This is a genomic window from Leisingera caerulea DSM 24564, from assembly GCF_000473325.1.
Classification (GTDB): domain Bacteria; phylum Pseudomonadota; class Alphaproteobacteria; order Rhodobacterales; family Rhodobacteraceae; genus Leisingera; species Leisingera caerulea.
Window position 1 is genome coordinate 2,285,630 of the sequence record NZ_KI421513.1, and the last position, 20,391, is coordinate 2,306,020.

Genomic DNA, 20,391 nt, shown 5'->3' on the forward strand with positions numbered 1-20,391 from the left:
ATTCGTTAATTCCACGAAGATTTTCAGCCGTTATTTCAAAACATGGCATGGGGCAGGGGGGCAGTTTTCAATGCTGAAGCTGAAGGCGGACGCGCAACCGGCGGACGAGCTTGGCGCGCCGCGCAAGATGGCGGTCCGGATTGACGGGATCTCTGCGCCGAAAAACATGAAAATCGGGCTGGTGTCTGGCGGTGCGGACCAAATGGCAAGCGCGGCTCCGGCCCCGGTCAAGATGCCCGAACCCGCAGTCGCAAACGCAGCACAGGCGGCGCAGATTTCTCCGCCCGCCGCACAGCAGGCGCCTGCGCGAACCCTGAAACTTGTGAAGGCGGCGCAAGCTGTCAGAGCGGCCCTAGCCGCCCGTCGTGCGCAGGCAGCCCGGCAGCCTGTTGCGGCTGCTGAAACCGGAAGCCCGCTGCCGAAACTGGGCCTCGCTGCGGCCGGGCTGGCGGTGGCCTCTGCCATGCTGCTCTATTTCCAGTTCGGTGGTGCCGCCGCGCCTGCAAAAACAGAGCAGGCCAGCCTGGCGCAGGACGCCGGTCTTCCCGCTGGGGCGGCTTCGGCTGCGGGCCTGGCAGAGGGCGCAAGCAGCAGCGAGGACGCTTTGGTTGCCCGCATCACTGCAGGCACGCTGGCCGCCCTGCGCAGCAAACAGGCTGAGGCCGCCACGGCAGTTCCGGCCGCTGCCGCGACAGCGCCCGCGGAAGGCACTGCGCTGTTCAAAATGGTGATGACAGCCGCCGCCCAGGGCCAGTCCGAGGCCTACATCGACCAGATGGTGAACGGCGCCTATGCACGCCAGGAAATCACCGTGCCCGCCAGTTTGATCCGCGCCGACGGGCGGGTCGACACGGCCACGCTGCTGGCTCTGTTCGTCGGCAATTGATCTTTGCTCCGGCGGCCGCGCCGGAGCTGCCACCGGGCATCCGCACAGGCTTTGGCCCTGCTGGACCGGCGGCTTTTCAAAACAAAAACAACACAGACACGCGCCGCAGCCCGCAAACGGGCGCGGTGGATAAGACTTCCGGGGGGACCATGAAGACGTTTTTCGCTGCCGCAGCCATGGGGCTGTTTGCCCTTGCCGCCAACTCCGCAGCCGCCGAGACCTGCGGCGGGGTTTACACTGTGCAGTCCGGCGACAGCCTGTCGGTGATTGCCGACAAAATGTACAAGGACGCGGGCAAGTGGAGCGCCATCCACAACCGCAACATCGACAAGATCGGCCCCAAGCCGAACGCGATCCGGGTCGGCATGAAACTGTCGCTGGCCTGTCTCGAGGGGCTGCCGCTGGGGCTGCCGGGCGGCAAGGAAATCTCCGCCGCCGTTCCCGCCGCTGCGGTGCCGGTCAAGGTGGCACCCGGCAACGCCGCGGTGCGCAAGAAGATCAACCTGCTGACCGGCGACGATTACGCGCCTTTCACCTCCAAGGCTGCGCACAACGGCGGGCTGATCACCGAGGTGGTGAACGCCGCCATGGCCAAGGCAGCGCCGGCCGAAGGCTATGCCATCCACTGGGTGAACGACTGGTCCTCGCATTTCGACCCGCTGCTGTCCAACGCGCTGCTGGACCTGGGCTTCCCCTGGTACAAGCCCGACTGCGAAACCATGCCGGACAGCTACCGCTGCCAGAACTTTCATTTCTCGGAGCCGATGTTCGAAACCCTGATGCTGCTGTTTGCCGACAGCGGCCGGCCCTTCGCCTTTGAGCAGGACAGCGACATCGAGGGCAAGACCCTGTGCCGCCCCGCGGGGTATCTGACCTTTGACCTGGATGAGCGCGGCCGCAACTGGATTGCGGAGAAGAAAATCACCCTGAAGCAGCCGCACAAGGTGAAGGACTGCTTTGACATGGTGGCCGCGGGGGAGGCCGATGCGGTGGCGATCAACGAATTCACCGGCCGCAGCGTGATGAAAGAGCACGGGCTGGAGGGTCAGTTCACCATCCTGCCGCAGCCGCTGTCGGTGCTGGGCATCTATGTGGTGGTCCACAAGACCCACCCGCGCGCGGAGGAGATGCTGTCGATGATTAACACCGGCCTGCGCAGCATCCAGGAGGACGGCAGCTATCAAGCGATCGTCGAGGACCATATGGCCCGGATCTGGGCCGGTTTCTGAGGAGGATGCCATCATGAAACGGTTGTTCTCCCGCCTTCTTCAGCTGGCCGCGGTGTTCAGTTTTGCGCCGGCCGCGGCCTGGGCAATCTGCGATGTCGATTATGTGGCCCAGCCCGGCGACACGCTGTTCTCCATCGCCGAGACCCATTATGGCGAACGCGAGCGCTGGACGCTGGTATACTACCGCAACCAGAAACTGCTGGCGGGCGCGACAGTGCTGCCGGGCCGCAAGCTGTTCATTCCCTGCATCACCGGGGCGACCGCGCCGGATGCCACACCGCTGCGCAAGGACAAGGCAGAGCTGACACTGCTGACCGGCGGCGGCTATGCGCCCTTTACCGGCCGCGGCCTGCCGGGTCAGGGGATGGTGACCGAGCTGGTCAACGCCGCGCTGGAACTGGCGCCCGCGCCGGTCAGCTATTCGGTCAGCTGGGAGGACGACTGGTCCAAGCACCTGTTTCCGATGCTGGACCAGAAGGAATTCGACATGGGCTTTCCCTGGCTCAAGCCCGACTGCGCGGCTGAGCCGGACAATGAGCGCTGCGCTAACTTCCATTTCTCCGAACCGGTGATGACCCTTCCGGTCATGCTGTTTGCGCGCGCGGGCAGCGGCTTTGAGTACCGCGAGGATGCGGACGTTGAGGGCAAAACCCTGTGCCGCCCGGCCGGCTATTTCACCCATGATCTGAACCGCACCGGGCGCCGCTGGCTGGACGAGGACAAGATCACGCTGGTGCAGCCGAAAACCCCTGCTGACTGTTTCCGTATGGTGGCAGAGGGCAAGGTGGATGCGGTCGCGGTCAACCTGTTCCTGGGCGCCAGCACAATCGTCCGGGAAGGGCTGCGCGACACAGTTGTGCCGCTTGAAAAACCGCTTTCGGAAGAGGGCCTGCATGTGGTGATTTCCAAGCGCCACTGGCGCGGCACCACCCATCTCTACCGGATCAATGCGGGCCTGCAGAAGCTGCGGGGCAGCGGCCGGTTCGAAGAGATCATGTCACGCCACCTGGAGCTGTTCTGGGCGCAGCTGCAATAAGGCGCGGCTGCATCAGGCCGACAGGGTTTTGGCCGCCTCATAGCCGTGGCAGGCCGCCTCGCATTCCGTCTCGCTGTCCGGGGTCTGATGCTCGGCGCGCTGCAGCAGCAGGTGCTCCGCCAGAACCGGGTTTTCCGGAGGCAAGCCGGTTTCGGCCTCAGCGCCGTGCCCGCCGGGGGCGGCCGGATGCCTGCGGCGGTCATTCGGATCGGACGGCTCCAGGGGGGGGGCGTCGGGTTCCTGCTCCCGCGGGCTGGTGTTTGCGGATTCGCTGCGGTCCGGGTCGTCAGAGCGCACAACCGGACGGGCGGTCAGATGGCCGCGGTTCGGTTTGACAGGATCTACCCTTCCTGAAACTGGCAAAAACATAGAGCGGGTCCTTCGCGGTGGCTGTGAACCGGTCTAAAGCGAAGGTTAATGCAAAGCGCTTAACATCAGGTTAATGCGCTTTGGGAGGCGCTGCCGCCGGATCGCTGCTTGAAGCTCAGCCTGGTTGGCCAGTAATGAGCCGGGCCTTGGCATAGCTGGCTTCCGCTTGAAGCGCGCTGACCGGTTTGGGGCCCGCCTGGCAGCCATTCATCAGATCCTGGTAGAACGTGGCCATGTCGGTGCCGTTCACCTGCTTCAGGTTCAGCGCGTCAGTGCGGGCCGCGGAGCGGGCCGGGCCGATGTACTGCGTGGTCAAGGCGTCGGGGCGGGCGCCGCTCAGCGCTTCCTCCCGCTGCACGCTGCGGGCCAAGCCCCGGGAGGTGCCGTCGATCAGGGGTGCATCCACCGGCTGGCCGCCTGCTTGTGCGATTGCGGGCTGCCTCCGGTACGCGGCCTGAAGCTGCTTCATGCCGTTGTACAGACTGGCGGTGCTGGACACTGCAGACAGCATTTGAATACCTTTCACTCCGTTCTTGAGACTCACTTTATGATAATTTGACGTAATCTGGTGAGGAAACCTTAGCATTGGTTAACGCGCCGTTAACCGTACCGGCGCAAGCCAGGCACGGGCCGCCTTGCCAGCGGGGCAATTCCCAGGGATGATGCGGGCTTTGGCAGAGCCGGGGGTGCGGGATGATTTCAGCCAGCCTTGAAACGCCTGTCGGTGCGCTCAGCGTGACAGAGCGGGACGGCGCAATCGTGCGGCTGGCCTGGTCTGCGGCGGCAACAGGGCAGTCAGCCTTGCTGGACCGGGCGCTGGACCAGCTGCGCGCCTATTTCGCCGGCGAGCTGACGGCATTCGATTTGCCGCTGCATGTGGGTGGCTCTGATTTCCAGCGGGCGGTATGCGAGGCGATGCAAGCGATCCCCTTTGGCGAAACCCGCACCTATGGGGACATTGCCAAAGGGCTCGGCGCCCCGCCGCAGCCGGTGGGCAATGCCTGCGGCGGCAATCCGATCCCTGTGATCATCCCGTGCCACCGGGTGCTGAGCGCAACAGGCCTGGGCGGATTTTCCGGACAAGGCGGGGTGGAAACCAAGGTTGCTCTTCTGAAACACGAAGGCGCCGCCAGCCTGCTGATCTGATCCGGCAGGCGGGCCGCGGTGTTCAGTAATGCTACCTTACGGCTGAACATGGCCCCGGGCCATGCGTCAGCAAGGGGCGGAGGAGCAGCGTCCCTCTGGTGAATATCCGGGCCGCGGGGCGGCACGGGCGGGGTCAGGCAAACAGCGCCTTCACCTGGTCATAGAGGGGTGCGGTGTCCGTGCCGGAGCTTTCGGAAAAATCGCTGATCAGCGCCAGGATGACCGATTCCATATCGGCTTCGGACGGTGCCTCGGGGGCGGGTGCCGCGGCGGTTTCTGAAATGCTGTCCGGGCTCTCCGCCGCGGCTGCCCCGCCGGTGGCTGCGGTGCCGGAGGTGTCTCCTGCCGGCGGCTGGGCAGCCTCTGCAGCCTCGGCCTGCTTGGCGCGCCAGCCCCAGGCCTTGGCGTGGTCGGGCGGCCCGGGCTGCTTGCTGCCGGTCACTGCGTTCAGGGCATTGCTCAGCCCGTTTGGGGGCAGGGCAGGGGCGGATACGGGTTGCATGGCGGTCTCCTGTGATCGCTGCCGCAAGGGCAAGTTCCGCATCAGTGTCCGCATTGGCCCGTTAAATCGGGCTTACCGGCAGGGCCGCTTTCTAGGGCAAACTCCATTCAAACTTTCGGCGATTTGCCAAAGCCCCTTAGCGCATACGAAAAGCGCTGCCGGAGCAGGGCAGCGCGTGCGGTCCGCCGCAGGCTCAGGGATGCGACGGCGCGCGGCGGCGTTCGGGAATGATCTGCTGGGCAATGCCGACAAACAGCAGGTAGACCGAGGTGACCACCAGCCCCCAATGGGCCCAGCTGGCCGGATGGAAATCGACCCAGGCGGCCCAGCCGGCAAAGAACGTCCAGGCCAGCGCCACCGGCAGCGAGACCTTGCGCCAGCGGGCCGTGCGCACCGGATGGATGAATTTCAACGGCAGGAACATGGCAATGGACAACAGCGTCACCAGCACCAGAATGGTCCAATGGCTGGGTTCCAGCGCAAAGATCACCAGCACCGGCATGTTCCACACGCCGGGATAGCCGGAAAAGGAATTGTCCTTGGTCTTCATCCGCGTGTCGGCGTAATACATCGCGCTGCCGAAGGTGATAACGATGATCGCGAACCAGCCGGTCCAGCCCGCCATCAGCCCGGACTGGAACAGCGCAAAGGCCGGGATGAAGACATAGGTCAGGTAGTCGATGATCAGGTCCAGCAGCACCCCGTCGAATTCCGGCGAGTAGCGCTTGACGTGGTAATGCCTGGCCAGCGGGCCGTCGACGCCGTCCACGGCAAAGGCCACCACCAGCCAGACGAACATCAGGCTCCACTTGCCGTCCGCTGCTGCCAGCATGGCCAGCATGGCGAAGACGGCGCCAGTTGCAGTGAGCAGGTGTACGGAAAGGGCGCGGATCTGAGGTGTCATGGGTCCCTGATGGCGAATTTGCCCCGGGCCCGCAACCGTTCAGTGCAGATTTGGGCGGAATTCCGTGCCCGCAGCAAACTGGATTCGGGCCATGCGGCGGCCAAAGGGGGCGGGGTCGGTGATATCAGGGGAGGAGAACGGCGCCCTGGAGGGCATATCGCCCATCCGCTCCCACGGCTGGCCGCCGGGCGGCGGGGCAGGGGCGGCAGGGGCACCATCGGCAAACAGGGCGGCAGAACCGGTCATGGTCATAGCGGAATCCTTTCTGGATCGGTTTCCGCCATAAAGCCGGAGCGGCCTTAACACCGGCTTGCCGGGGGCTGAAATAATATAGTGCATTTTAGCTAATCCGGCCCGGATCAGCGGATCCGGCTCAGGTCAGGATATCCGGTTCAAGCGGGCTCAGCCGCAGCAGCTGGTCCCCCTTTGCACCGGCGGGCAGGGAACCGTGCCGTAGGAGCAGAACACGCAGCAGTCGCCGGGACGGGGCCGCAGCAGGGTGCGGCAGCCCGGGCATTCGTGGAACCACTGGCAGGCGTCCTGCGGCATCGTTTCCGTGGCCTGATGGCCGCAGGACGGACAGGTGAGAGTGCTGGTCAGGACGGGGTCTTCAGGCATTGTGCCGGACATGGGCAGGCCTCCCTGTCCCCAGCAGAGGCCGGAAACCGCGCCGGGTCAAGTCATGCCTTGGGGTGGGCGCGCATGTAGACGTCCATCAGATGGGTGGTGTCCACTGCCGTATAGGCCTGTGTGGTCGACAGTGAGGCATGGCCGAGCAGCTCCTGAATGGCGCGCAGGTCGCCGCCCGCTTCCAGCAGATGGGTGGCAAAGCTGTGGCGCAGCGCATGCGGGGTCGCGGTGGCTGGCAGCCCCAGCTGGGCGCGGGTCTTGGCCATCACCCCCTGGATCTGTCGCGGGTTCAGCGCGCCGCCGCGCACGCCCCGGAACAGCGGCGCTGCCGCCTCCTGCGGGTGCGGGCACAGCTCCAAGTAGCGGCCAACGGCATCGCGGGCGGCGGGCAGAACCGGCACCACCCGTTCTTTCTTGCCCTTGCCCAGGATGCGCAGCACCGGCGGCAGCGGTGCGTCGCTGCCCTTCAGCCCCAGCGCTTCTGAAATCCGCAGGCCGCAGCCGTAAAGCAGCGTGACCACCGCCACATCGCGGGCGGCGACCCAGTCCTTGTCCGATTGCAGCTCCACCGTTTCCAGCACCGCTTTGGCAGCTTCCGGGGCCAGCGGGCGGGGCAGCTTCTTTTGAAATTTGGGTGCGCGGGCGGACAGCACCGCGGCCGGTTCAAACCCCTCGCGCTCCGCCAGCCAGCGGTAGAACGTCTTGACCGCCGACAGCTTGCGCGCCAGCGACCGCGCGCCGGTGCCGGAGCTGCGCTCCGAGGCCATCCAGGCGCGCATGTCTGCGGTGGTGATCCGCGCCAGCGCGCCCAGCCCCTGCGGGCCGCCGGAATGCTGCGTCATGAAGGCAAGAAACGCGGTCACATCGCCGCGGTAAGCCGTCAGCGTGTTGTCCGAGGCATCTTCCAGCCCGCCCAGCCGCTCCAGCCAAAACTGCAGCGCATCGCGGCAGGCGGGGGAAATCAGGGTCATGACAGCCAGTAGCGCATCGAGCGTTCAAAAACGCCGCCGAAAAAGGCCAGGAGATCGCTGCCCTGCATGGGGGAAAACTGATGCGGGTCTTCTGAGCCCATCACCAGCATTCCGGGCAGGCGGCCCTCGCCCAGGTCCAGCATCAGGCAGGCCTCCGAGCGGATCCATTCGGCCTTCTGGCCATAGACCCGGGGGCTGGCGCTTTGAGTCTGGCGCAGGGTCACGCTGCGCTGACTGCCGGGCTGGCCGACATAGCTTTCGGTAAAGCCCGGGCCTGCCAGTTTCAGCGAACCGGACTTGCGTTCTACCTCGTCGCCGCCGGGCTGTGAGGTTTCCAGCACCAGCGCCAGGGCGTCGACCCGCAGGATCTCCGGCATGTCCTGCTCCAGACAAGCGAGGAAGGCGGTAAAGTCCTGCGGCTCCAGCAGACGCAGCACCGCCCGGTGGATCAGGTTGGTGCCGGCCAGGTTGTCGTAAGCCGCGGCAATGACGGAGCGGTGGGTGTCCTCCAGCCGGTCGAGCCTTGCCGCCATCCGCTCCATTGCGATGCCGCGCAGGTCAACGACATTGGAACCCATCGCCCGCTCATTGGCGGCAACTAGGGCATTCATCAGGTGCTGGTCCTCCAGCACCGCATCGGGTTTGGCGAGGATCGCCTCGCGCAGCTGGTCTTCCAGGCTGATTGAAGGGCTTGTACTGCTCATGCGTGAAACTCTTACGGCTCCGGACCTCTGACGGGTTTGGTCCCGTGTATAACACGGGTTTTGCGCAATGCTGCGGAAAAATGCGGGGGCGGAGGAAATTGCCGCGCGGGGAGGCTTCCGCCCGTCGCCGGTGCATTACAATGCCCCGCTCCCGTTGGGCCAGGCGCCGGGCGTTCGCCCGGCGCCATCGGCGTTTCACGCCGCCGCAGCGCGCCGCAGGCGCGATGCCGGACCCAAGCCGCTCCATGCGGCCCGGCGGCAGCCGTGGTGCATGGCGGCGCGGGAGTGCCCGCTCCGCAGCGGCCAAAGAAAAAGGCGCCCGCTGCCGGGCGCCTTTATTCGTGTCTCGTCTGGCAGGGTGATCAGAGGATCTTGATCTCAGCCGCCTTGATGTCGGCCAGGAAGGCGTCCAGGCCCTTGTCGGTCAGCGGGTGGTTCACCATCGCCTTGATCACCGCGGGCGGCGCGGTGATCACGTCCGCGCCGATGCGGGCCGAGTCCAGCACGTGGTTCACCGAGCGGATCGAGGCGGCCAGGATCTGGGTCTCAAAGCCGTAGTTGTCATAGATGGTGCGGATGTCCTCGATCAGCTCCATGCCGTCCAGGTTGATGTCATCCAGACGCCCGATGAACGGAGAGATGAAGGTCGCGCCCGCTTTGGCCGCCAGCAGCGCCTGGTTGGCGGAGAAGCACAGGGTCACGTTTACCATGTGGCCGTCATCGGTCAGGGTTTTACAGGCTTTCAGGCCGTCCCACGTCAGCGGCACTTTCACCGCGATGTTCTCGGCGATCTCCACCAGCTTGCGGCCTTCGGCGATCATGGTCTCCGCATCAGTGGCGGTCACTTCTGCCGACACCGGCCCGTCGACCAGGTTGCAGATCTCCTTGGTGACCTCGATGATGTCGCGGCCGGATTTCTTGATCAGCGACGGGTTGGTGGTGACACCGTCGACCATGCCCAGATCGTTCAGCTCGGCAATGGCGTCGATCTCGGCGGTATCTACGAAGAATTTCATGGGGCAGTCCTTTGGATGGGTTGGCCTCGGTCGCTTCTGCCTTTACCTCATGGGATTACGGGCGGCAACATGGGCAGCAGCATGAGCGGGCAGGAGTTCTTTCAGGCAGGCGAACGGGTTGGGGTTCTGACCACGCAACCCCTTGACCGGCTTCTGGATTACCGCGCGCCGGAGGGCGGCTGCTATCTGGGCGCCTATGTCGAGGTGCCCTTGGGCCCGCGCAAGGTGCTGGGCGTGGTCTGGGGGCCGGGTGCGGGCGATTTCGATTCGGCCAAGCTGCGCGCAGTGATCCGGGTGCTGGATGTGGCCCCGATGCGCAGCGAGATGCGCCAGTTTCTGGGCAAGGCTGCCGACTACACCCTGACTCCACTGCCCGCGATGCTGCGGCTGGCCACCCGCGCGCCGGGCCTCAGCGATCCGCCCTCGATGCGCAAGATCCTGCGCCGGGGCGAGGGGGTGCCCGACCGGATGACCGAGGCCCGCACCCGCGTGCTGGAGGTGCTGGAGGACTACGGCGGCCTTGCCTTCACGCCCAGGGAACTGGCCGATATGGCAGACGTCACGCCTTCGGTGGTGAAGGGGCTGGTCAAGCAGGGCGCTCTGCGCGAGGAGGAAGCACCGCGCGATACACCCTATCCGCATCTGGATCCGGAACTGCCCTCCAAGCAATTGACAGATGACCAGGCCGCGGCAGCGTCGGTTCTGGCAGAGGCGGTGCACAGCGGCCGGTACGGCACGACCCTGCTGAAGGGGGTCACCGGCTCCGGCAAGACCGAGGTCTACCTGGAGGCCGTCGCCGCCGCCCTGCGCGCCGGGCGGCAGGCGTTGGTGCTGCTGCCGGAAATCGCCCTGACCGCCGAATTCCTGACCCGTGTGGAGGCGCGGTTTGGCGCCAAACCGGCCGAATGGCATTCCGGCGCCACCATGACAGAGCGCCGCCGGGTTTGGAAAATGGTCGGGCAGGGGGCGGCGCAGCTGGTGATCGGCGCCCGCTCGGCGCTGTTCCTGCCGTTCCGCGACCTCGGACTGATTATTGTCGATGAAGAGCACGACACCTCCTACAAGCAGGAGGACGGGGTTCTTTACAACGCCCGCGACATGGCGGTGCTGCGCGCGGCGATGTGCTCGGCGCAGGTGGTTCTCGCGTCCGCGACGCCCAGCTTGGAAACCTGGGCCAATGCGGAGGCGGGCAAGTACAAGCGGCTGAACCTCACCTCCCGCTTCGGCGCCTCTGTGCTGCCGGAGATGCGGGCGGTGGACATGCGGTCAGAGGACCTGCTGCCCTCCACCTGGATCTCGCCGACCCTGAAACAGGCGATGAAACTCAGGATGGAGCGGGGCGAGCAATCGCTCCTGTTCCTGAACCGCCGCGGCTTTGCCCCGGTCACCGTCTGCCGCGCCTGCGGCGCGCAGGTGGCCTGCGACCATTGCGACGCGCGGATGGTCGAGCACCGGTTCATGAAGCGGCTGATGTGCCACCAGTGCGGCGAGACCAAGCCGGTGCCCGACGCCTGCCCGTCCTGCGAGGTGGAGGGCAAGATGGCCCCGGTCGGCCCCGGTATCGAGCGGCTGGCCGAGGAAGCCACCGCCCTGTTCCCCGAGGCGCGCATCGCGGTGCTCAGCTCCGACCTGTTCGGCTCCGCCCGCGCGCTGAAGCAGCGGATCGAGGAAATCGCCGCGGGCGAGGCCGACATCATCCTTGGCACCCAGCTGGTCGCCAAGGGCCACAACTTCCCGCTTCTGACGCTTGTGGGGGTAATCGACGCTGACCTCGGCCTGCAGGGCTCCGACCTGCGCGCGGCGGAGCGGACGTTTCAGCTGATGCGCCAGGTGGCGGGCCGGGCAGGGCGCGCCGAACGGCCGGGCGAGGCCTTGATGCAGACCTTCCAGCCCGAACACCCGGTGATCCGGGCAATTCTGTCCGGCGATGAGGAAAGCTTCTGGAAAGCCGAAGCCGCCGAACGCCAGGCCGCCGGTGTCCCGCCTTACGGACGGATGGCCGGGATCATCCTGTCCGGGCCGGATCTGGCGGCAGTCTTCGACCTCGGCAATGCCATGGCCCGCAATGACGGCCCCTTGCGCCAGATCGGCGCCCAGCTGTTTGGCCCGGCGCCTGCTCCCATCGCCCGCGTCCGCGGCCGTCACCGGGTGCGGCTATTGGTCAAGGCCCCCAAGGGCGTGCCGCTGCAAGACGCCATCGCCCGCTGGATTGCGCCGCTGCGGCTGAAGGGCGATTTGCGGCTGAGTGTTGATATTGATCCGCAGAGTTTCTTCTGAGCGCAGAACAAAAGGGGCTCTGCCCCCGGCCCTCGCGGGCCTCCCCCGGGATATTTGGGGCCAGATGAAGTGCGGCCCCTTTATTCATCTGGCTGAAAAAATCCCGGAGCGCGAGGCAGCGCCTCGCATGAGGCCCTGCATCAAACCGCTGCGGCTTCGGCTGGCGTGCGGAACAGGATGCTTGTGGCGACGGCTCCAATCCACATGAAGAACAGCGCAGTCCAGGCCGTACCCGCGAAGATCGAGCCGCCGGTGACGCCGGCGCCGATGGCGCAGCCGCCGGCCAGCATGCCGCCGAACCCCATCAGCGCGGCGCCGGTCATCGCCTTGCGCATGGTGGCGGTGTCGTCAAAGGCCTGCAGCTTCATCTCCCCGGCCAGCGCCGCGGCCAGCATCGCGCCGATGAACACGCCGGGCACCAGGCCGATATCGAATTCCAGCACCGCGCCCCGGTCCAGGAAAAACATCAGCGTATGGGCGGAGGGTCCGGTGAAGGTCGCGCTTTCGATCTGCACCGGGTCAAAGGCCACCTGGCTCAGCGCGTAGGTCAGCACCCAGCCGAGCGCGACGGCGAAACCGACGCCGGAGGCAAAAATCAGCCGGGCCGCGCCGATCCGGTTGCGGCGCGCCAGCCCCAGGGCCAGCGCTGCTGTGGCCAGGCCCAGCCCCAGCCCGCCTGCCTGCGGCAGGCCAAGGGCGGCCAGCAGGTCCAGATTGCGTCCGCCGTCGGTGATCCACAGCCGCGCGGCCCAGTCCCGCGCCGGCGACAGCAGGCCGGAAAGGCTCATCTGCGCCACCACCGCAAAAATCAGCCCGGACACCACCGAGCGCAGGTTGCCGGTTGCCGCCAGCACCAGAAGCCGCCCCGAGCAACCGCGCGCCAGCACCATGCCGCAGCCGAACATCAGCCCGCCGAGGATGGCTCCGGACCAGCTGCCCGGCACTGCCATCATCCGGGCGTCGGCGCTTTCCATCAGCCCCAGCAGCTGCGCCGCCTGCACCCAGACTACCGCGGTGGAGAACGTCAGGAGCCAGACCGCCACCTTGTCCCCCAGCCGCCCGCCGGCGAACTCCACAGTCGCCGCCCGCAGGCAGAACCGCGACCTCTGGGCCGCAACGCCAAAGACGATGCCCGTCGCCAGACCCAGCAGCGCCGCCGCGGGCGCTTCGCCGATACGCTCAACCAGGGGAACCAGATCCATCACTCACCTCCAAATTCACATGTTTGCATATGTGGTCCGGCAGGCGGACGCTTTGATGCAGATCAGGGAAGGGGGCGGTATGCTTCTGCGCGCTGGTGCAAAGGTTGATGTGCAGCCGCCTGTTGCCTCTCGCCAAACCGGGCGCAGAGGCGTACATCCTGTGCATGTTCAAACCGATGCCCCTGCACGAGGCGCAAGGCCTCCCGTTCTGGCGCCGCCCTGTGACGCTTTTGTTCCTGATGGCGCTGGCGATGCCGATTGCCTTCAATGCCTGGAACGCGCTGCTCAACAACTTCGTGATCGAGGCGGCGCAGTTCGACGGGGCCGACATCGGCCTGCTGCACACGGTGCGGGAGATTCCCGGCTTTCTGGCGGTGGGCGTGATCGCCGTCATCCTGTTCGTCCGCGAGCAGGTGCTGGGGATGATTTCGCTGGTGCTGCTGGGGGCGGCGACGGCCGTCACGGCCTGGTTCCCGTCGCTGGGCGGCCTGCTGATGGTGACGCTGCTGAGTTCGATCGGCTTTCACTATTATGAGACGGTAAACCAGTCGCTGCAGCTGCAATGGCTGTCCAAGGAGAAGGCGCCTCAGACCCTTGGCTGGCTGGTGGCAGCAGGCTCCGCCGCGACGCTGGTGGTTTACGGGCTGATCGTGCTGACCTGGGAACGGTTTGATCTGGCGTACAACACTGTCTTTCTGGCCGCAGGCGGGGCTACGGTTCTGATCGCGCTGTTTGCGCTCTTTGCCTATCCGCAGTTCGACGCGCCGCATCCGCAAACCAAGAAGCTGATCCTGCGCAAGCGCTACTGGCTGTATTACGCGCTGCAGTTCATGGCGGGCGCCCGGCGGCAGATCTTTGTGGTGTTCGCGGGCTTCATGATGGTGGAGAAATTCGGCTTCCAGGTGCATGAGCTGACCGGGCTTTACCTGATCAACCTGGTGATCAACATGACCGCGGCGCCGATGCTGGGCAAGGCTGTGGCAATGTTCGGCGAGCGGCGCACGCTGATCTTTGAATACGCCGGTCTGGCCACAGTCTTTGCCGCCTACGGCGGGATCTACTGGTTTGGCTGGGGCGTGGTGGTTGCTGCGGTTCTGTACGTGGTGGACCATGTGCTGTTTGCCCTGGCGCTGGCGCTCAAGACCTATTTTCAGAAGATTGCCGATCCGGGCGACATTGCCCCCACCGCTGCTGTGGCCTTTACCATCAACCATATTGCTGCGGTGTTCCTGCCGGTGCTGCTGGGGCTTCTGTGGGTCTATTCGCCGGGCATGGTGTTTGCCCTGGCGGCGGGCATGGCGCTGGTCTCGCTGTCCCTGTCGCTGCTGATTCCGCGCCATCCGGAGCCCGGCAATGAGACCATTTTCAGCAAATACGCCCGCCCCGCGCCGGCTGAGTGACGCGTCAGTCCTGTGGCGCCCGCTGCGCCGCGCGAACTGCGACCGGGGGCGCTGGCTGGCCTGCAGCCAGGCGGGGGACGCTTGACGCGGGGCGCGCGGCGGCCTAGGCGCTTGCCAACAGTTTCAGGAGCGACGCCATGACCACCTTCACCGCCCTCACCACGCTCACCGGAAAAGCCCAGGCCGAAGCGCTGGGCGAAGCCATGGAGCGGTTGAACCCGGAACCCACCGGTGTCGGCGTGTTTGAGATGGAAGACGGCTCCGGCCTGTGGGAGGTCGGCGGCTATTTCACCGAGAGCCCGGATGAGGCAGGCCTCGCCCTGCTGGCCGCAATGCACGAGGCCAAACCCTTTGTCGTCTCTGAGGTGCCGGAAACCGACTGGGTCGCACATGTGCGCCGCGAGCTGGCGCCGGTCGAGGCGGGCCGTTTCTTCGTTTACGGCAGCCACGACGCGGATAAGCTGCCCGAAGGCCGCATTCCGCTGCTGATCGAGGCCGCGATGGCGTTCGGCACCGGCCACCACGGCACCACCCTGGGCTGCCTCAAGGCGCTGGATCATCTGCTGGACCAGGGGTTTCGTGGCGAAAAGGTGGCGGATATCGGCTGCGGCACCGCGGTGCTGGCAATGGCCGCCGCACGGGTCTGGGACGGCACCATTCTGGCCAGCGACATTGACGAGGTGGCGGTGGACGTCGCCGAGGCCAATCTGAAGGCCAACGGCATGGAGGGCGCGGTCACCTGTCTGGAAGCGGCCGGTTTCGATCACCCGGATCTGCAGGCGCAGGCGCCCTATGACCTCATCTTCGCCAATATTCTGAAGGGGCCGCTGGTGGCATTGGCTCCCGATCTGGCGGCGAATCTGCGCCCCTGCGGCTATGCGATTCTCTCCGGGATCCTGAACGAACAGGCCGATGATGTGGTCGCGGTTTATGCTCAGAACGGCATCAATCTGGACCAACGGGACGAAATTGGTGAATGGACAACGTTACTTCTGCGTAAAGCGGGCTGATTGACTTAAGTTTGCGGCGAATTTGAATGGTTTGCCGCATTTTCGCCTCATTTCGAGCCAAGAATAAGCCATCCGCTGGTGGGGGCCAGTTCGGAGGCTCGTAATGGGCGAACATCGTGATCAGTTCCAGGCGCGTTTGAAGCAGATCAACCGCAAGCATGAAGCCTTGTCTGGGGGCTATTCGGCAAGGCTGCGGGCGGATGGCCTGCTGGTGGTGAACCCGCGCCGGGTGCAATCCCGGATTTCCGCACGCACGCTGATTTTCTTCACCGCGGCGTTCCTGCTGTTCAAGGGCTTCCTGATGGCAGCCCTGGGCTTTGGCAGCTATGACGAGAGGGTGCGGCGGCTTGCGGACGGCAGCGGCCTGGAACGTGCAGGTGCCTTCATCATGCAGGCCGACCCGGTATCCGTCTTTTTTGCACAAAAGATCGGCCCCGTGCTGCGCTGACGGTGCAGTCAGCGGTTTGGCCGCAGAGAGGCCGCCGGCAGGGGGGGGCTGGCGGCCTTTTTCCGTTCTTGCCTGATCAAGCGGGATCTTGCGGGGCAGGCAACAAAAAACGCCGCGGCCTTTTCAGGTCCGCGGCGTTTCCCTATTCGCCCCGAGGGAGGAGGCAGGGCTGAAAAAGGGGTCTCAGAAGACGGATTTTCCGCTGGCGACGCTTTCGATGTCGCCGCGGCACATGCCGATGTCGGCCAGTTCGCGGTCGGACAGGCCGGACAGCGCATTGCGGGTCGCGCGGGCGTCGTTCCAGGCGGCGAATGCGCCGGCAGCGCTGGCTACCAGATCGCCGATGCGGCCAAACAGGCCGGTGGAACCATAGGTGGTACGGGTGGTGTCAAAAGCGGCCATATCCTTGTCCTCTGATCTGGTGTTGGCTGTCTTCGCGTTGTTGCGATGGCGGGCATCTAGTGGGGAACATTCAGTGCGGCAAGGCCCGAATTTGCATGTGTCGTATGCAGTTTGCGCATAGCTTAAAGCCTTATAAACAAGGGCTTTCCTTCCGGTCGGCGAAATCGTCGGAAAATGTCGTTCCCGCCTCTGCAGAGGGTCGGTTTCAGACCTCGGCGGCGCCGCTTTGCAGCATTCGGATGAGGGAAAGCAATTGGACATGTTCGCGTTTTGTGCTAGCCGTTGGAAAAATAATTTTCGGACAAGCAGGCAGGGGCCGGGCACATCATGCGGATTTTGGGAATTGATCCGGGGTTGCGGAACCTCGGATGGGGCGTGATCGAATCGCGCGGCACCAGGCTGAGCCATGTTGCCAATGGCGTCTGCACCTCCGACGGCGATGACCTGGGCGAGCGGCTGCTGTCGCTGCACAACCAGGTCACCGAGATCATAGAGGCTTTTGCCCCCGACCAGGCGGCGATCGAACAGACCTTCGTGAACAAGGACGGCGCGGGCACTCTGAAACTGGGCCAGGCGCGCGGCGTGGCGCTGCTGACGCTGGCCAAGGCGGGGCTGCCGGTAGGCGAATACGCCCCCAACCGGGTCAAGAAAACAGTGGTGGGCGTAGGCCATGCCGAGAAGGAACAGGTCATGCATATGGTCAAGCTGCAGCTGCCGGGCTGCCTGCCCAAAAACGCCGATGCGGCGGATGCGCTGGCGATTGCCATCTGCCACGCCTATTACAGGGGCACGCAGCAGCGCCAGCTGAAGGAGAAACGCGCATGACGGGCAGGCAGGCATGATTGGCAAGCTGACAGGGCGGCTCGACTACCGGGCGCAGGATCACGTGCTGATCGACGTGCGCGGCGTCGGCTATATCGTCTATTGCTCCGACCGCACCATGGCGGCGCTGCCGGGCACGGGGGAGGCTATCGCGCTTTATACCGACATGGTGGTGCGCGAGGATCTGATGCAGCTTTACGGCTTCACCTCGCTGGTTGAAAAGGAATGGCACCGCCTGCTGACCTCTGTGCAGGGCGTCGGCGCCAAGGTCTCGCTGGCCATTCTCGGCGCTCTGGGGCCGGACGGGGTGAGCCGCGCGATTGCCCTTGGGGACTGGGCATCGGTGAAGGCGGCCAAGGGCGTCGGCCCCAAGACGGCACAGCGTATTGTGCTGGACCTCAAGGACAAGGCGCCAGGCGTGATGGCGATGGGCGGCACGGTTGTGGATGCGATGGACGGCCCGGGGCTGGAGGTGGTTGACGATGCCGATCCCGGACCTGCCGCCAAACCGGCCCGAAAGGCGCCTCCGAAGAAACCCTCAGGGGCAGCGGCTGCCTCTGCCGGGGCGCTGTCGGCCTTGGGCAACCTGGGCTATGGTCCCTCGGATGCGGCTGCTGCGGTTGCCGAGGCTGCGGCGACCTATCCGGACGCGGATGAAGCAGAGTTGATCCGCGCCGCGCTGCGCCTGCTGGCGCCGAAGGGATAAGAAAATGCCTGCAAGCATATGCGAGATTTTGGATAGGGCGGCGCCCGGCCCGGCCTGTCGGCCGGGCCGATCTGCAGAAAAGTTGAAGCACGCGGAGTACCGCAGATGATTGACGCCGACCCCGCCCTGCGCCCCGAACCGCTGCCGGAAGACAGCGCTGCGGAAAACGACCGCGCCCTGCGTCCCCAGGGCCTCGGCGAATTCATCGGCCAGGCCGAAGCCCGCGCCAACCTGCGTGTCTTCATCGAAAGCGCCCGCCGCCGCGGCGAGGCGATGGACCACACACTGTTTCATGGCCCGCCGGGCCTCGGCAAGACCACTCTGGCCCAGATCGTCGCCCGCGAGCTGGGGGTGAACTTCCGAATGACCTCCGGCCCGGTGCTGGCCAAGGCCGGCGACCTGGCGGCGATCCTGACCAACCTCGAATCCCGCGACGTGCTGTTCATTGACGAAATCCACCGTCTGAACCCGGCGGTGGAGGAAGTGCTCTACCCGGCGATGGAGGATTTCGAGCTGGACCTGGTGATTGGCGAAGGCCCCGCCGCGCGTACCGTGCGTATCGAGTTGCAGCCCTTCACCCTTGTCGGCGCCACCACCCGCATGGGCCTGCTGACCACGCCGCTGCGCGACCGGTTCGGTATTCCGACCCGGCTGCAGTTCTACACAATTGATGAGCTGTTTGAGATTGTCAGCCGCAACGCCCGCAAGCTGGGCGCGCCGGCCGATGACGCCGGCGCCCGCGAGATCGCGCGGCGCGCCAGGGGCACCCCCAGGATCGCCGGGCGGCTCCTGCGCCGCGTGGTGGACTTCGCGGTTGTCGAGGGCGATGGAACCATCACCCGCGAGTTGGCCGATGGCGCGCTGACCCGGCTGGGGGTGGACCAGCTGGGGCTCGACGGGGCCGACCGGCGGTATTTGAAGCTGATCGCGGAGAATTACGGCGGCGGGCCGGTGGGGATCGAAACGATTTCGGCCGCCCTCAGCGAGAGCCGCGACGCGCTGGAAGAAGTAATCGAGCCATATCTTTTGCAGCAGGGGCTGATCCAGCGCACCCCGCGCGGCCGGATGCTGGCGCAAAAGGCCTGGACCCATTTGGGAATGGCGCCGCCGCGCAGCCAGAACGACCTGTTCGGGTAAAAGCAGCGCGCACCACCATAAGTTGTGTCAGTGATGCTGCCCAAATGTTTCGCGCGCGAAACATTTGGGCAGGATGACTGACCTATTTGCGAGGCACCGATTTCTATTCCAGGCAGGCGCTCCCGCCCACCGCCAGCCCATCACAGATGGGCCTGCGCCTGTTGGGCGTGGCGCCGCGCTCACGCGCGGCGCAGCTGCGCTCAATCCGGGCCTGCGCCGCGTCAGCGGCGCCGGGCCCAAGGCTGCTGCCGGCGGCCTGGCGCAGCCAGGAGGCCGGGCAGGCGCGGGAGCCGCCCCCTTGCCGCCGCGCGGCGCAGACGGCATAGACAGGGCAGGACCAAGGAGACGCCCATGACCGCCCAGCTGCCAGACCTGACGCCGGAGCAGATCGAAGCCCTGTTCACCCGCCACGACGGCTCTTACGCCTTTGCCCGCTGGGGGCGGCCTGTGGCGCCGATTGTGTTCGGGGTGCAGGATGAGACGCTGAAAACCGTCAAAGGCGCCCTGGAGGCGGTGATGACGCTGGCGGGCCACCAGATGGCCGAGACCGACCCGGAGCTGGGCTCGAACCTGATGTTCTTCTTCTTCCGCGACTGGGATGAGCTGCTCGCGGTGCCGGACCTGGACCGGCTGATCCCGGGGCTGGCACCGCTGGTTGCACGGCTGAAAGAGGGCGATGCCAGCCAGTACCGCGCGTTCCGGTTTGACGATCAGGGCGGCATCAAGGCGGCGTTTGTGTTCCTGCGGATGCAGGGCGCGATGGCGCAAATGCCAGCCGAGACGCTGGCGCTTACGCAGGCGGTGCAGGTGGCGCTGATGTGGGGTGATGCGGCCTTTACTGAGGCCTCGCCGCTTGCGGTGCTGCCGGAGACCGGCGCCACCATCCTGCGCCCGGAGATCGCGGGCGTGATTGCCGCAGCTTACGACCGGATGATGCCGGTGGCGGCGGAGGACAAATCCCACGCCCTGCGCCTGTTTGCGCGCCTGCAGGCCCCGGCGGAACCGCCGCAACCCTGATGCGCGCTTTCCTGGGCCTGCCGCTGCCCGACGCAGCCCTGGACGCGCTGGAGCGCGTGCAGGAGGGGCTGACGGTGGGCCGCCATGTCCCGGCAGAAAACATGCACCTGACGCTCGCCTTCCTGGATGACCAGCCGGAGGCAGCGCTGCAGGCGCTGCATCAGTTGCTGGCGGAGATCAGCACGCCGCCATTGACGCTGTCCTTCCGCGGGCTGGACACCTTTGGCGGCAAGCTGCCGCGGGTGCTGGCGGCGGAGGTGCAGAAAACGCCGGAACTGACCCAGCTGCGCAGCCGTGTCCGCAGTGCCTGCCGCGATGCGGGAATGGACCTCTCCCGCGAGCGCTTCCGCCCGCATGTGACCCTGGCCCGCTTTCCCCGGCATCTGGAGGCCGGGCAGGTGGAGAAGATTGCGCGCTTTCTGGCGGAAGCGGCGGGGTTCCGGCTGGACTGCGAGGCGGAGAGTTTTGCGCTGTACCAGTCGACGCTGGCACCGGACGGTGCGCGGTATGACGTGCTGGCGGAATATCCCCTGAAGGGTTGAGCGGCTTGCAGCGGCCTGGCGCCGCCCATAGGGTG

General features: G+C 65.8%; 24 protein-coding genes. 13 read left to right on the forward strand and 11 right to left on the reverse strand.

All coding sequences use genetic code 11. From position 1 onward, the window contains the following. Positions 1-70 precede the first annotated feature (70 nt). The 3 genes from CAER_RS0118200 (at position 71) to CAER_RS0118210 (ending at position 3,151) form a co-directional block, all read left to right on the forward strand. Positions 71-886 (forward strand): hypothetical protein, encoded by an 816-nt coding sequence (locus CAER_RS0118200; protein ID WP_027236707.1) that lies wholly within the window; start codon positions 71-73, stop codon positions 884-886. A gap of 149 nt (positions 887-1,035) precedes the next feature. Next, positions 1,036-2,115, forward strand: coding sequence for a LysM peptidoglycan-binding domain-containing protein (locus CAER_RS0118205; RefSeq protein WP_027236708.1), 1,080 nt, complete (start codon positions 1,036-1,038; stop codon positions 2,113-2,115). Between the two features lie 13 nt (positions 2,116-2,128). Further along, positions 2,129-3,151, forward strand: coding sequence for a transporter substrate-binding domain-containing protein (locus CAER_RS0118210; protein WP_027236709.1), 1,023 nt, complete (start codon positions 2,129-2,131; stop codon positions 3,149-3,151). Positions 3,152-3,163: 12 nt separating this feature from the next. On the opposite strand, the gene CAER_RS0118215 is transcribed toward CAER_RS0118210, so the two are convergent. Both CAER_RS0118215 and CAER_RS0118220 read right to left on the reverse strand, forming a co-directional pair. Then, a complete protein-coding gene (locus CAER_RS0118215) occupies positions 3,164-3,520 on the reverse strand; it encodes a hypothetical protein (protein WP_154667790.1) in 357 nt (118 codons plus the stop codon). A gap of 115 nt (positions 3,521-3,635) precedes the next feature. Further along, positions 3,636-3,989 (reverse strand): hypothetical protein, encoded by a 354-nt coding sequence (locus CAER_RS0118220; protein ID WP_154667791.1) that lies wholly within the window; start codon positions 3,987-3,989, stop codon positions 3,636-3,638. A gap of 224 nt (positions 3,990-4,213) precedes the next feature. Between CAER_RS0118220 and CAER_RS0118225 the strand changes: the two genes are divergently transcribed. Next, positions 4,214-4,666, forward strand: a complete 453-nt coding sequence (locus CAER_RS0118225; protein ID WP_027236712.1) for a methylated-DNA--[protein]-cysteine S-methyltransferase — start codon at positions 4,214-4,216, stop codon at positions 4,664-4,666. 133 nt (positions 4,667-4,799) lie between these two features. Here the strand turns inward: CAER_RS0118225 and CAER_RS0118230 are convergent, their stop codons facing one another. From CAER_RS0118230 to fsa, 7 genes are all read right to left on the reverse strand, one after another. After that, positions 4,800-5,168, reverse strand: a complete 369-nt coding sequence (locus tag CAER_RS0118230; protein WP_027236713.1) for a hypothetical protein — start codon at positions 5,166-5,168, stop codon at positions 4,800-4,802. Between the two features lie 193 nt (positions 5,169-5,361). Continuing rightward, the gene (locus CAER_RS0118235) at positions 5,362-6,072 is read right to left on the reverse strand and encodes a CDP-alcohol phosphatidyltransferase family protein (protein WP_027236714.1); all 711 of its coding nucleotides are present in this window, start codon (positions 6,070-6,072) and stop codon (positions 5,362-5,364) included. A gap of 39 nt (positions 6,073-6,111) precedes the next feature. Beyond that, positions 6,112-6,324: a hypothetical protein gene (locus tag CAER_RS0118240; RefSeq protein WP_027236715.1), complete on the reverse strand. Its 213-nt coding sequence runs from the start codon at positions 6,322-6,324 to the stop codon at positions 6,112-6,114. A gap of 150 nt (positions 6,325-6,474) precedes the next feature. Continuing rightward, complete coding sequence (locus CAER_RS29315) at positions 6,475-6,690, reverse strand: GDCCVxC domain-containing (seleno)protein (protein WP_084299646.1); 216 nt, start codon at positions 6,688-6,690, stop codon at positions 6,475-6,477. Between the two features lie 62 nt (positions 6,691-6,752). Then, on the reverse strand, positions 6,753-7,673 hold the full coding sequence (locus CAER_RS0118250) for a tyrosine recombinase XerC (protein WP_027236716.1): 921 nt from the start codon (positions 7,671-7,673) through the stop codon (positions 6,753-6,755). Further along, positions 7,670-8,377 carry a DUF484 family protein gene (locus CAER_RS0118255; protein WP_027236717.1) on the reverse strand — a complete coding sequence of 236 codons (708 nt, stop codon included), beginning with the start codon at positions 8,375-8,377 and terminating at the stop codon, positions 7,670-7,672. Before CAER_RS0118255 ends, CAER_RS0118250 begins: the two co-directional genes overlap by 4 nt. Before the next feature lie 362 nt (positions 8,378-8,739). Then, positions 8,740-9,393, reverse strand: a complete 654-nt coding sequence (gene fsa, locus CAER_RS0118260; RefSeq protein WP_027236718.1) for a fructose-6-phosphate aldolase — start codon at positions 9,391-9,393, stop codon at positions 8,740-8,742. An 81-nt stretch (positions 9,394-9,474) separates the two neighbouring features. Between fsa and CAER_RS0118265 the strand changes: the two genes are divergently transcribed. Beyond that, on the forward strand, positions 9,475-11,670 hold the full coding sequence (locus tag CAER_RS0118265) for a primosomal protein N' (RefSeq protein WP_027236719.1): 2,196 nt from the start codon (positions 9,475-9,477) through the stop codon (positions 11,668-11,670). A 140-nt stretch (positions 11,671-11,810) separates the two neighbouring features. On the opposite strand, the gene CAER_RS0118270 is transcribed toward CAER_RS0118265, so the two are convergent. Beyond that, complete coding sequence (locus CAER_RS0118270; RefSeq protein ID WP_027236720.1) at positions 11,811-12,872, reverse strand: YeeE/YedE family protein; 1,062 nt, start codon at positions 12,870-12,872, stop codon at positions 11,811-11,813. A 164-nt stretch (positions 12,873-13,036) separates the two neighbouring features. On the opposite strand from CAER_RS0118270, the gene CAER_RS0118275 reads away from it, so the two are divergent. From CAER_RS0118275 to CAER_RS0118285, 3 genes are all read left to right on the forward strand, one after another. After that, positions 13,037-14,272: an MFS transporter gene (locus CAER_RS0118275; RefSeq protein ID WP_027236721.1), complete on the forward strand. Its 1,236-nt coding sequence runs from the start codon at positions 13,037-13,039 to the stop codon at positions 14,270-14,272. A gap of 137 nt (positions 14,273-14,409) precedes the next feature. After that, positions 14,410-15,282: a 50S ribosomal protein L11 methyltransferase gene (locus CAER_RS0118280; RefSeq protein WP_027236722.1), complete on the forward strand. Its 873-nt coding sequence runs from the start codon at positions 14,410-14,412 to the stop codon at positions 15,280-15,282. A gap of 103 nt (positions 15,283-15,385) precedes the next feature. Continuing rightward, a complete protein-coding gene (locus tag CAER_RS0118285) occupies positions 15,386-15,730 on the forward strand; it encodes a hypothetical protein (RefSeq protein WP_027236723.1) in 345 nt (114 codons plus the stop codon). Between the two features lie 183 nt (positions 15,731-15,913). Here CAER_RS0118285 and CAER_RS0118290 read toward each other — a convergent pair whose 3' ends face one another. Next, on the reverse strand, positions 15,914-16,132 hold the full coding sequence (locus tag CAER_RS0118290; protein ID WP_027236724.1) for a DUF1127 domain-containing protein: 219 nt from the start codon (positions 16,130-16,132) through the stop codon (positions 15,914-15,916). A gap of 327 nt (positions 16,133-16,459) precedes the next feature. Here CAER_RS0118290 and ruvC point away from each other — a divergent pair, with 327 nt between their 5' ends. The 5 genes from ruvC (at position 16,460) to thpR (ending at position 20,356) form a co-directional block, all read left to right on the forward strand. Next, complete coding sequence (gene ruvC / locus CAER_RS0118295; protein ID WP_027236725.1) at positions 16,460-16,957, forward strand: crossover junction endodeoxyribonuclease RuvC; 498 nt, start codon at positions 16,460-16,462, stop codon at positions 16,955-16,957. 13 nt (positions 16,958-16,970) lie between these two features. Further along, positions 16,971-17,660: a Holliday junction branch migration protein RuvA gene (ruvA, locus tag CAER_RS0118300; RefSeq protein WP_027236726.1), complete on the forward strand. Its 690-nt coding sequence runs from the start codon at positions 16,971-16,973 to the stop codon at positions 17,658-17,660. 105 nt (positions 17,661-17,765) lie between these two features. Continuing rightward, the gene (gene ruvB / locus CAER_RS0118305) at positions 17,766-18,797 is read left to right on the forward strand and encodes a Holliday junction branch migration DNA helicase RuvB (protein ID WP_027236727.1); all 1,032 of its coding nucleotides are present in this window, start codon (positions 17,766-17,768) and stop codon (positions 18,795-18,797) included. 351 nt (positions 18,798-19,148) lie between these two features. Next, positions 19,149-19,814 carry a hypothetical protein gene (locus CAER_RS0118315; RefSeq protein WP_027236729.1) on the forward strand — a complete coding sequence of 222 codons (666 nt, stop codon included), beginning with the start codon at positions 19,149-19,151 and terminating at the stop codon, positions 19,812-19,814. Further along, positions 19,814-20,356 (forward strand): RNA 2',3'-cyclic phosphodiesterase, encoded by a 543-nt coding sequence (gene thpR, locus CAER_RS0118320; protein WP_084299586.1) that lies wholly within the window; start codon positions 19,814-19,816, stop codon positions 20,354-20,356. Before CAER_RS0118315 ends, thpR begins: the two co-directional genes overlap by 1 nt. The last annotated feature ends 35 nt before the right edge of the window (positions 20,357-20,391 follow it).

Coding starts and splice junctions, on each gene's coding strand:
- ruvC (WP_027236725.1), top strand. CDS start 16,460: ATGCGGATTTTGGGAATTGATCCGGGGTTGCGGAACCTCGGATGGGGC.
- CAER_RS0118230 (WP_027236713.1), bottom strand. CDS start 5,168: ATGCAACCCGTATCCGCCCCTGCCCTGCCCCCAAACGGGCTGAGCAAT.
- CAER_RS0118225 (WP_027236712.1), top strand. CDS start 4,214: ATGATTTCAGCCAGCCTTGAAACGCCTGTCGGTGCGCTCAGCGTGACA.
- CAER_RS29315 (WP_084299646.1), bottom strand. CDS start 6,690: ATGCCTGAAGACCCCGTCCTGACCAGCACTCTCACCTGTCCGTCCTGC.
- CAER_RS0118290 (WP_027236724.1), bottom strand. CDS start 16,132: ATGGCCGCTTTTGACACCACCCGTACCACCTATGGTTCCACCGGCCTG.
- CAER_RS0118270 (WP_027236720.1), bottom strand. CDS start 12,872: ATGGATCTGGTTCCCCTGGTTGAGCGTATCGGCGAAGCGCCCGCGGCG.
- fsa (WP_027236718.1), bottom strand. CDS start 9,393: ATGAAATTCTTCGTAGATACCGCCGAGATCGACGCCATTGCCGAGCTG.
- CAER_RS0118210 (WP_027236709.1), top strand. CDS start 2,129: ATGAAACGGTTGTTCTCCCGCCTTCTTCAGCTGGCCGCGGTGTTCAGT.
- CAER_RS0118285 (WP_027236723.1), top strand. CDS start 15,386: ATGGGCGAACATCGTGATCAGTTCCAGGCGCGTTTGAAGCAGATCAAC.
- CAER_RS0118220 (WP_154667791.1), bottom strand. CDS start 3,989: ATGAAGCAGCTTCAGGCCGCGTACCGGAGGCAGCCCGCAATCGCACAA.
- CAER_RS0118275 (WP_027236721.1), top strand. CDS start 13,037: ATGTTCAAACCGATGCCCCTGCACGAGGCGCAAGGCCTCCCGTTCTGG.
- CAER_RS0118250 (WP_027236716.1), bottom strand. CDS start 7,673: ATGACCCTGATTTCCCCCGCCTGCCGCGATGCGCTGCAGTTTTGGCTG.
- CAER_RS0118205 (WP_027236708.1), top strand. CDS start 1,036: ATGAAGACGTTTTTCGCTGCCGCAGCCATGGGGCTGTTTGCCCTTGCC.
- CAER_RS0118315 (WP_027236729.1), top strand. CDS start 19,149: ATGACCGCCCAGCTGCCAGACCTGACGCCGGAGCAGATCGAAGCCCTG.
- CAER_RS0118240 (WP_027236715.1), bottom strand. CDS start 6,324: ATGACCATGACCGGTTCTGCCGCCCTGTTTGCCGATGGTGCCCCTGCC.
- ruvB (WP_027236727.1), top strand. CDS start 17,766: ATGATTGACGCCGACCCCGCCCTGCGCCCCGAACCGCTGCCGGAAGAC.
- CAER_RS0118235 (WP_027236714.1), bottom strand. CDS start 6,072: ATGACACCTCAGATCCGCGCCCTTTCCGTACACCTGCTCACTGCAACT.
- CAER_RS0118265 (WP_027236719.1), top strand. CDS start 9,475: ATGAGCGGGCAGGAGTTCTTTCAGGCAGGCGAACGGGTTGGGGTTCTG.
- CAER_RS0118215 (WP_154667790.1), bottom strand. CDS start 3,520: ATGTTTTTGCCAGTTTCAGGAAGGGTAGATCCTGTCAAACCGAACCGC.
- CAER_RS0118280 (WP_027236722.1), top strand. CDS start 14,410: ATGACCACCTTCACCGCCCTCACCACGCTCACCGGAAAAGCCCAGGCC.
- thpR (WP_084299586.1), top strand. CDS start 19,814: ATGCGCGCTTTCCTGGGCCTGCCGCTGCCCGACGCAGCCCTGGACGCG.
- CAER_RS0118255 (WP_027236717.1), bottom strand. CDS start 8,377: ATGAGCAGTACAAGCCCTTCAATCAGCCTGGAAGACCAGCTGCGCGAG.
- ruvA (WP_027236726.1), top strand. CDS start 16,971: ATGATTGGCAAGCTGACAGGGCGGCTCGACTACCGGGCGCAGGATCAC.
- CAER_RS0118200 (WP_027236707.1), top strand. CDS start 71: ATGCTGAAGCTGAAGGCGGACGCGCAACCGGCGGACGAGCTTGGCGCG.